The sequence below is a fragment of the Mycobacterium sp. genome (assembly GCF_039583805.1).
Taxonomy (GTDB): Bacteria; Actinomycetota; Actinomycetes; order Mycobacteriales; family Mycobacteriaceae; genus Mycobacterium.
This window is the reverse complement of sequence record NZ_JAVKSH010000016.1, coordinates 1,542-10,028: the sequence shown is the minus strand read 5'-3', so window position 1 is coordinate 10,028 and position 8,487 is coordinate 1,542. Positions and strand designations below refer to the sequence as shown.

The window sequence follows — 8,487 nt, the reverse complement described above, 5'->3', positions numbered from 1 at the left end:
GGCCGCCGCGGCGCTGGATACGGCGCGCCGGGCCGCCGAGGAGGCCGCGGGTATGCCCGCCACGCGCCGCGGGCGCGGCGTGGCCGGCGAGATCGCGGTGAACCTGGTCCTCACCGACGAGACGCTGCTCGGCGGCGCCAACACGCCGGCCGAGATCTGCGATTACGGGCCTATCCCGGCAGCCGTCGCCCGCAACATGGTCGCCGGCGCCGTCGCCGACCGACGCTCCCGGGCTGCGCGACGGCCGCTGCCGCATGCCGTACTGCGACGCGCCCATCCGGCACCGCGACCATGCGCAGCGCCGGATCAGCTCAGGAAGCTGGCCACCGCGGCGGCCAGTTCGGGTGACGCCGACGACGCCAGGTTGCGATAGCTGCCTCCGGAGAGCTGCGCGACGGCCTCCCAGGTCGGCCGGTCGGAATCGTCGCCGAAGTCGATGACGTTCACGGCCACCGGTTTTGCCGGGTCGGCGTGGTCGCGGATGAAGCTCTGCAGACCGGGGCCGTCGAGCGTCTGGTCGGTGTGCGGCCCCGACGTGATCACCAGCACCGAATTCGGGTGTCCCTCGTCGAAACCAGCCACCGCCTGCTGGTAGGCCAGCCGCAGCGTGGTGAACGACACCGCGCCCCCCGACGACGAGTACTGCTTGTCCAGTGCGGCGGTCAGCGCCGCCGACCGGGGTTCGCCGTCGACCGGGTCGCCCAGCGGACCGGCCGGCACCTCCGATCGGCCTTCTTGTCCGTCGAAGGTCCACAACCCGAGCACCGAGCTCGGAGACAGGTTCCGGATCCCGTTGTCCAGCGCGGCGGTCACGTTGGCCAGCCGGGTCTTGCCGCCCTCGTCGGCGGTCATCGACTGGTCGAGCACGATGGTGACGGCCGGCCCGCCCGGCAGCGGGCTCAGTATGTTGGCCAGCGCCGCCCGCGTCGTCTCGTCGCCCACCGACAGCGTCGAGGGCAGGGCCGGGAAGCTGGCGACGTCGCTGCCCGGCGGTGTGACGCCCGGCACCCGGAACCCGGCTTTGGCCAGCTCCGCGAGCTGGTCGGGCTTGTGCATGAACCGGGCGAACGCGCTGGCCGCCGCCTGCTGCTCCGGCGACAGCCAGGAACCGCTCAGCAGCACCGCCGGGTAGTCGGCCACCGCCGCCGGCCCCGGCGGCAGCCAGGAACCAAGCATGGCGGTGGCGTCGGGCAGCGACGCGCCCCGCTGGAACAGCTGCTGCTCGGTGATGACCACCGCATGCACCGGCGCGGTCGCGGGATCGCCGGACCGCAGCAGGGCCTTCATCGCCTCGTCCAGAGAGTTGTCGGCCAGCTTGGGCTGGGCCGCGACGAGCGCGCGCACCGCGCCGCCGCCCTCGATCGGCGATGCGCCCGACGGTGCGGACGCCGCCGCAACCGCTTCCCCCGCCAGGAACGCCGCGTCGCTGTTTCCGCCGAGCGGCAGCCCCAGCCGCAGAGATCCCCACGCCGGCAGGTCCAGTCCGGCCAGCGCGTCCGGTTCGGTTTGCAGACCGGGCAGCGTCCCCCAGTTCTGGTTGGCCAGCGCGGACGACAGCGCGGGGCGGACCGCCAGCAGCACCGGAGACGTCACCAGGGAGCGGCTGTCGCTGACGGTGTGCGGGCCGACCGCGGCAACCAGCCGCGCCGTCGACACCGAGCTGCCCGGGATCCATAATGCCGGGCGCCGGCCCAGGTCGGCAGGCCAGCTCCCGATGAAACCGTTGACGACCGCGTCGGAGTCCGCGGCGGTGACGGCGACCGCCGCACAGCGGTCACCGACCGGGGTGGCCGACGCGTTGTAGCGTTCGGCGCGCTCGCGCACCGGCTCGGCGATCGACGGGTCAGCGACGACCGCGACCGTCTCAGTGCCGCCGACACAACGGCCGGCGGCCGTATGGGAGCGGTCGCTCAGCGCGTCGCCGAAGAAACGCCACAGGATCACCGCCGCCACCACCACGACAACGGCGACCAGCGCCGCGATCACCCCGATGCTGACGCCGCGGCGCCCACCGCGGCCGCGATGCCCGCCCGGCCACATCGTGCCGCCGCGACGGACGCCGCCGGCCGGCTCGTCGGGCGAATCCTCGGGGTGAGGGATGCTGTGCCTACCCACGCCAGCGCACCTCCACCGGTTCGGTCGAAGGGGTGGTCATCGCACGTCGCGCCGCAATCACGCGCTAATGCCGGCCTTGAACTCGCGGCGGCGCCGATGCAGGATCGGCTCGGTGTAGCCGTTGGGCTGCTGCGTCCCCGACAGGATCAACTCCTGCGCGGCCAGGAAAGCGGTGCTGTCGTCGAAGTCGGGTGCCATCGGCCGGTAGGCCGGGTCGCCGGCGTTCTGCTGGTCGACCATCGGGGCCATCCGCTCCAGGCTGGCCCGCACGTCCTCGACGGTGATCACACCGTGGCGCAGCCAGTTGGCCAGCAGCTGGCTGGCGATCCGCAGGGTGGCACGGTCTTCCATCAACGCGACGTCGTGGATGTCGGGCACCTTCGAGCAGCCGACACCCTGGTCGATCCAGCGCACCACGTAGCCGAGGATGGACTGGCAGTTGTTGTCGACCTCCTGGTGGATCTCGTCGGGGGACCAGGCCAGTTCCTCGGCCAGCGGAATGGTCAACAGCTGGTCGATCGTGGCTCGCCGCCGGCCCGCGAGATCCTGCTGCACCGCGAACACGTCGACCAGGTGGTAGTGCATCGCATGCAGGGTGGCCGCGGTGGGCGAGGGCACCCAGGCCGTGCTGGCGCCGGCGCGGGGTTGAGCGATCTTCTGCTCGACCATGTCGGCCATCAGCTCGGTCATGGTCCACATGCCCTTGCCGATCTGGGCGTGACCGCTGAACCCGGTGGCCAGCCCGGTGTCGACGTTGTTGTCCTCGTAGGCCAGGATCCACGGCTGGGTCTTCATGGCGCCCTTGCGCACCATCGGCCCGGCCTCCATCGAGGTGTGGATCTCGTCGCCGGTGCGGTCCAAAAAGCCGGTGTTGATGAACACCACCCGGTCGGCGGCGGCCTTGATGCACGCGGTGAGGTTGACGGTGGTGCGCCGCTCCTCGTCCATGATGCCGACCTTGATGGTCGCCGGCGGCAGCCCCAGCACCTCCTCGACGCGGCTGAACAGCTCGGCGGTGAACGCGACCTCGGCGGGGCCGTGCATCTTCGGCTTGACGATGTAGACGGAGCCGGTGCGGCTGTTGACCAGCGGCCCGTTGGGGTCTGCAGCCTTCAGCCCATGCATGGCGATCAGGCTGGTGAACAGCGCGTCCTGGATGCCCTCGAACACCTCGCTGCCGGCATCGTCGACGATCGCGTCGTTGGTCATCAGGTGACCCACGTTGCGCACCAGCATCAGGCTGCGCCCGGGTAGCATGAGCTCGCTGCCGTCGGGAGCGGTGTAGCGGCGATCCTCGCTGAGCACCCGGGTGAAGGTGGCGCCGTCCTTGACGACGTCCTCGGCCAGGTCGCCCCTGTTCAGGCCGAGCCAGTTGCGGTAGCCGAGGACCTTGTCGTCGGCGTCGACGGCGGCCACCGAGTCTTCGAAGTCCATGATCGTGGTGATCGCCGACTCGAGGACCACGTCCTTGACGCCGGCGGCATCGGTCTTGCCGATCGCCGACTCCGGGTCGACGAGGATGTCGATGTGCAGGCCGTGGTTGGCCAGCAGCACCGACGCCGGCGACTCCGGATCGCCGGTGTAGCCGGCGAACTGGCCGGGGTCGGCCAGCCCGCGGGACAGCTCATCACCGCGCAGGCTCACCAGCAGCCGGCCGTCGTCGACGGTGAAGCCGGTGGCGTCGGCGTAGGACCCGGACGACAGCGGCGCCGCGTCGTCGAGGAACGCGCGGGCGTAGGCGATCACCTTGGCGCCGCGCACCGGGTTGTAGCCGCTGCCTTTTTCGGCGCCGTCGGCCTCGGCGATGACGTCGGTGCCGTAGAGCGCGTCGTAGAGCGACCCCCACCGGGCGTTGGCCGCGTTCAGCGCGAACCGGGCGTTGATCACCGGCACCACCAGCTGCGGGCCGGCCGTGGTGGCGATCTCGTCGTCGACACCTGCCGTGGTGATGGTGACGCCGTCGGGCTCGGGGAGCAGATAGCCGATGTCGGTCAGGAACTGCCGGTAGGCCTGCGGGTCGTGCGGCTCGATGACCCGCTGACGGTGCCATCTGTCGATCTGGGCCTGCAGCTCGTCGCGCCGCGCCAGCAAATCCCGGTTCTGCGGAGTCAGGTCGGCGACCACTTTGTCGACGCCGGCCCAGAAGCTGTCCGGGTCGACGCCGGTGCCGGGCAGCGCCTCGGTGTTGACGAAGTCGTACAGCACCTTGGCGACCCGCAGGGTCCCCACCGACACGCGGTCTGTCATCATTCCTCCCTCACCGGCAATGACTCAGCCTAACGGTCCGCAGCCCGGCTAACCCTACCCGGCGGCCCGCAACAGCAGGTCACACCGGTCCGACAACGCCGCGCGCAGCGGGGCGGCGCGCGGCGCGATGGTGCTCTGGCAACGCCCATTCGGGCAGCCGCGTCGTGGCTGACCCCGCCGTGTCAGGCACGGCGCGTCCTGTCGCGCACCGTGCCGACCAGGTATTCCACCAGATCGGCCAGCGTCACGATGCCTACCGCGCTGCCGTCGACGCCGGTGACCAGCGCCAGGTGGCTGTTGCTGCGACGCAGCCGCGACAACGCTTCGGGCAGCGGCAGCGATGCCTCGAATTCCGGCAGTGGGCGCACCGCCGCCGGGACGATCACGGGGTCCTGGTTCTCCGGAAGTCCGGTCGACAGCACGTCTTTGATGTGCAGGTAGCCGATGAACCGGCCGTCGGCGTCGGTGACCGGGAACCGGGAGTAGCCGGTGTCGGCCAGGGCCCGTTCGACCGCCGCGACCGCCGGGCCGGCACCCGGCCGGGCGACCGGCACGGCACAAATGTCGGCGAGCGGCACCGCGACGTCGGCGACGACCCGGTTGCGGATCTGCAGCGCCCGGGTGAGCCGGGTGTGCTCCGCGGGATCGAGCAGGCCCTCCGACACCGATTCGGCGATCATCTCGCTCAGCTCGACTGTGGAGACGGCCACCGCCAGCTCGTCTCGGGGCGGTACCCGCAGTGCCCGCAGAATCGCGTTGGCGCACCAGTTGTAGAACGCGATGAACGGCCGGGCCGCCCGCACGTAGGCCAGGTAGAGGGGGATCAGCAACATCGCGGCTCGCTCCGGGCCCGCGATCGCGATGTTCTTCGGGACCATCTCGCCGAGCAGCACGTGCATCGTCACCACCAGCGCCAGCGCCACCACGAACGACACCGTGTCCAGCAGCGCATGGGAGACACCGACAACCTCGAACGGTCGCCGCAGCAGGTCGGCGACCGCGGGCTCGCCGATCCGGCCCAGCAGGATGGACGCCACCGTGATACCCAGCTGGGCTCCGGCGAACATCAGCGGCAGCCGCTCGCCGGCCCGGATCACCGTGACTGCACGTGACCTGCCCTGCTCGGCCAGCGCCTCAAGCCGGTCCCGGCGCACCGCGATGAGCGAGAATTCGGCACCGACGAAAAACGCGTTCGCGCCGACCAGCAGCAGGGTCGCCGCGATCACGAGCACGTCGTTCATCAGCGGCCCCGCCCCGAGTCGCGCCGACGGCCCAGCCGGACCAGCTCGAGCAGGTCGATGCGCCGGCCGTCCATCCGAACCACGCTGGCCTGCCAGCGAGTCGTGGCGGCGGGGAGCTTGTCGGGCTCGAAGGCGGTCAGCTCCACGCTTTCGCCGGCCACCGGGATGTGGCCGAGCTGTTGCAGCACCAACCCGCCGATCGTCTCGTAGGCGCCCTCGGGCGCACGATAGCCGGTCGCGGCGGCGACCTCGTCGACACGCAGCAGGCCGGACACCCGCCATCCCGAGCCGGCGGCCACCACGTGCGGCGTCGCGTCGTCGTGCTCGTCGCGGACGTCGCCGACGATCTCCTCGATCACGTCCTCGACGGTGACCATGCCCGCGGTGCCGCCGTATTCGTCCACGACCAACGCTGCCTGCCGGCCGTCGGCGCGGAGCTGGGCCATCAGCGCGTCACCGTCCAGGGTGGACGGCACCACGGCGACCGGCTGCGCGACGGCGCGCAGCAGCGTGTGCGCCCGCTCGGCGGGCGGTACCGAGAAGACCTGCTTGACGTGCACGATGCCGACGGTCTCGTCGAGGTCTCCCGCGACGACCGGGAAGCGGGAGAACCCGCTTTCGGTAGCGGCGGCCGCCAGCTCGGCGATGGTGTTGTCCTGTTGCAGCACAACGATTTTGGATCGCGGAGTCATCAGCTCTTCGGCCGTCAGGGTGCCCAACTGCAGCGAACGCTGCACCAGCGTGGCGGTGACGGCGTCCAGCGCGCCGCTGCGGGCGGAGGTGCGCACCAACGACACCAACTCCTGGGTCGAGCGGGCCGAGCGTAGCTCCTGGGCCGGCTCGATGCCCAGCCGGCGCAGGATCGCGTTGGCGGCGCCGTTGGTCAGCCGGATCGCCGGGGTCATCAGCGCCGAGAACACCAGCTGCGCCCCCGCGACAGCGCGGGCGGTCGGCAGCGGACGCGCGATGGCCAGGTACTTGGGCACCAGCTCGCCGAACACCATCGACACCGAGGTGACGGCCAGCAGCGTCAGGAACGCGACCACGCCGTCGCCGACGCGGTCAGGCACCCCGAGGGCGTCCATCACCGGGTGCGGCAGCTCGGCGACCAGCGGTTCGCTCAGATAGCCGATGACCAGGGTGGTGATCGAAATACCGAGTTGGGCACCGGAGAGTTGGAACGACAGGCTTTGGTGCGCGCGCCGGACGTAGCGGTTGCGACGGCCGCCGTCGCGGGCGTTGGCCTCGACCGTGCTGCGTTCCAGCGTGGTCAGGGAGAACTCGGCGGAAACGAACAACGCGGTGCCGGCGGTGAGCGCGGCGATGGCCAGCAGGCTGAGCAGGGTGACGGTGAGGTTCATTGTGGCTGCGTAGTTGAAACTCACATGGTAGCGAACATGCGACCACGTGGTGTTCACCCAGGCTGGCGTGCCTACCAGCCGAACGGCAGCGGATGCCCCTCGGCGAATCCCGCCGCGGACTGCACCCCGACCACCGCCCGCTCGTGCAGCTCGGCCGGCGTCGATGCGCCGACGTAGGTGCAGGTGCTGCGCACCCCGGAGGTGATGTGGTCGATCAGGTCCTCCACGCCGCCGCGGTCGGGATCCAGTCCCATCCTCGACGTCGAGATCCCTTCCTCGAACAGGGCTTTGCGGGCGCGGTCGTATGCGCCGTCGGCGGCGGCGCGCGCCACGACGGCCCGTTTGGACGCCATCCCGTAGCTCTCCTTGTAGGGCTGGTCGTCGAGGTCGCGCATCAGATCGCCGGGGGACTCGTAGGTGCCGGCGAACCACGATCCGATCATCACGTTGGATGCGCCGGCCGCCAGTGCCAGCGCCACGTCGCGGGGATGACGGACGCCGCCGTCAGCCCACACGTGAGCACCGAGTTGCCTTGCTGCCGAGGCACATTCGAGCACGGCTGAGAACTGTGGCCGACCGACGCCGGTCATCATTCGGGTCGTGCACATCGCGCCGGGGCCGACGCCGACCTTGACGATCCCCGCGCCCGCTTCGATCAGCTCCCGGGTGCCGGCCGCCGACACCACATTGCCCGCGACCAGCGGCACACCCAGACCCAGCGACGCGACGATCCCGATCGCGTCGAGCGCCTTGACCTGATGGCCGTGCGCGGTGTCGATGACCAGCACGTCGACGCCGGCCTCCGCCAGGTCACGCGCCCTGGCGGCGACATCTCCGGTGATGCCGACGGCCGCGCCGACGCGCAGCCGGCCCGCGGCGTCGGTGGCCGGGGTGTAGATGCCGGCACGGATCGCCCCGGTGCGGGTCAGCACCCCGGCCAGCGTGCCGTCGGCGCCGGTCAGCACGGCGACGCCGATCGGGGCGTGCTCGAGCAGGTCGAAAACCTTGCGGGGGTCGGTGCCCGCCGCCGCGGCGACGAAGTCGGTGACCGCGATGTCGCGGACCCGGGTGAAGCGGTCCACGCCCGCACAGCAGGCTTCGGTGACCAGGCCGACCGGCCGGCCGTCGGACACCACCACCGCCGCGCCGTGCGCGCGTTTGTGGATCAGCGCGGTTGCGTCGGACACCGAATCGTCGGGTGCCAGCGTCACCGGCGTGTCGACGACCAGGTCGCGGCTCTTGACGAAGTCCACGGTCTGCCTGACGGCGGCGATCGGCAGGTCTTGCGGCAGGATCACGATGCCGCCCCGGCGGGCCACCGTCTCGGCCATCCGCCGGCCGGCGACCGCGGTCATGTTCGCCACCACCACCGGAATCGTGGTGCCCGAGCCGTCGTCGGTGGCCAGGTCGACGTCGAACCGCGACACCACGTCCGAGCGGTTCGGCACGATGAAGACGTCGTCGTAGGTCAGGTCGTACGGCGGCCGCTGACCGTCCAGAAACCTCATCGGCGCCGCCTTCTG

Annotated in this window: 4 protein-coding genes and 2 pseudogenes; 1 reads left to right on the top strand and 5 read right to left on the bottom strand. The window is 71.1% G+C overall.

The window, feature by feature from the left end:
- Positions 1 to 91: 91 nt before the first annotated feature.
- Positions 92 to 296: pseudogene (locus ABDW21_RS03540) on the top strand (HNH endonuclease); the annotation flags it as partial.
- A 10-nt stretch (positions 297 to 306) separates the two neighbouring features.
- Here ABDW21_RS03540 and ABDW21_RS03535 read toward each other — a convergent pair.
- The 5 genes and pseudogenes from ABDW21_RS03535 to ABDW21_RS03515 all read right to left on the bottom strand — a co-directional run.
- Positions 307 to 2,010, bottom strand: a pseudogene (locus ABDW21_RS03535) (substrate-binding domain-containing protein); the annotation flags it as partial.
- Between the two features lie 162 nt (positions 2,011 to 2,172).
- A complete protein-coding gene (locus tag ABDW21_RS03530) occupies positions 2,173 to 4,362 on the bottom strand; it encodes a malate synthase G (RefSeq protein ID WP_343599976.1) in 2,190 nt (729 codons plus the stop codon).
- Positions 4,363 to 4,544: 182 nt separating this feature from the next.
- Positions 4,545 to 5,603, bottom strand: a complete 1,059-nt coding sequence (locus ABDW21_RS03525; RefSeq protein WP_343599975.1) for a hemolysin family protein — start codon at positions 5,601 to 5,603, stop codon at positions 4,545 to 4,547.
- Complete coding sequence (locus ABDW21_RS03520; RefSeq protein ID WP_343599974.1) at positions 5,603 to 6,964, bottom strand: hemolysin family protein; 1,362 nt, start codon at positions 6,962 to 6,964, stop codon at positions 5,603 to 5,605. The genes ABDW21_RS03525 and ABDW21_RS03520 overlap by 1 nt, the downstream gene beginning before the upstream one ends.
- Positions 6,965 to 7,035: 71 nt before the next feature.
- Positions 7,036 to 8,472, bottom strand: a complete 1,437-nt coding sequence (locus tag ABDW21_RS03515) for a GuaB1 family IMP dehydrogenase-related protein (protein WP_343599972.1) — start codon at positions 8,470 to 8,472, stop codon at positions 7,036 to 7,038.
- Positions 8,473 to 8,487 lie beyond the last annotated feature (15 nt).

Excerpts from the sequence above, each read along its gene's own strand:
- ABDW21_RS03530 (WP_343599976.1), bottom strand. The coding sequence starts at position 4,362 with ATGACAGACCGCGTGTCGGTGGGGACCCTGCGGGTCGCCAAGGTGCTG.
- ABDW21_RS03525 (WP_343599975.1), bottom strand. The coding sequence starts at position 5,603 with ATGAACGACGTGCTCGTGATCGCGGCGACCCTGCTGCTGGTCGGCGCG.
- ABDW21_RS03520 (WP_343599974.1), bottom strand. The coding sequence starts at position 6,964 with ATGAACCTCACCGTCACCCTGCTCAGCCTGCTGGCCATCGCCGCGCTC.
- ABDW21_RS03515 (WP_343599972.1), bottom strand. The coding sequence starts at position 8,472 with ATGAGGTTTCTGGACGGTCAGCGGCCGCCGTACGACCTGACCTACGAC.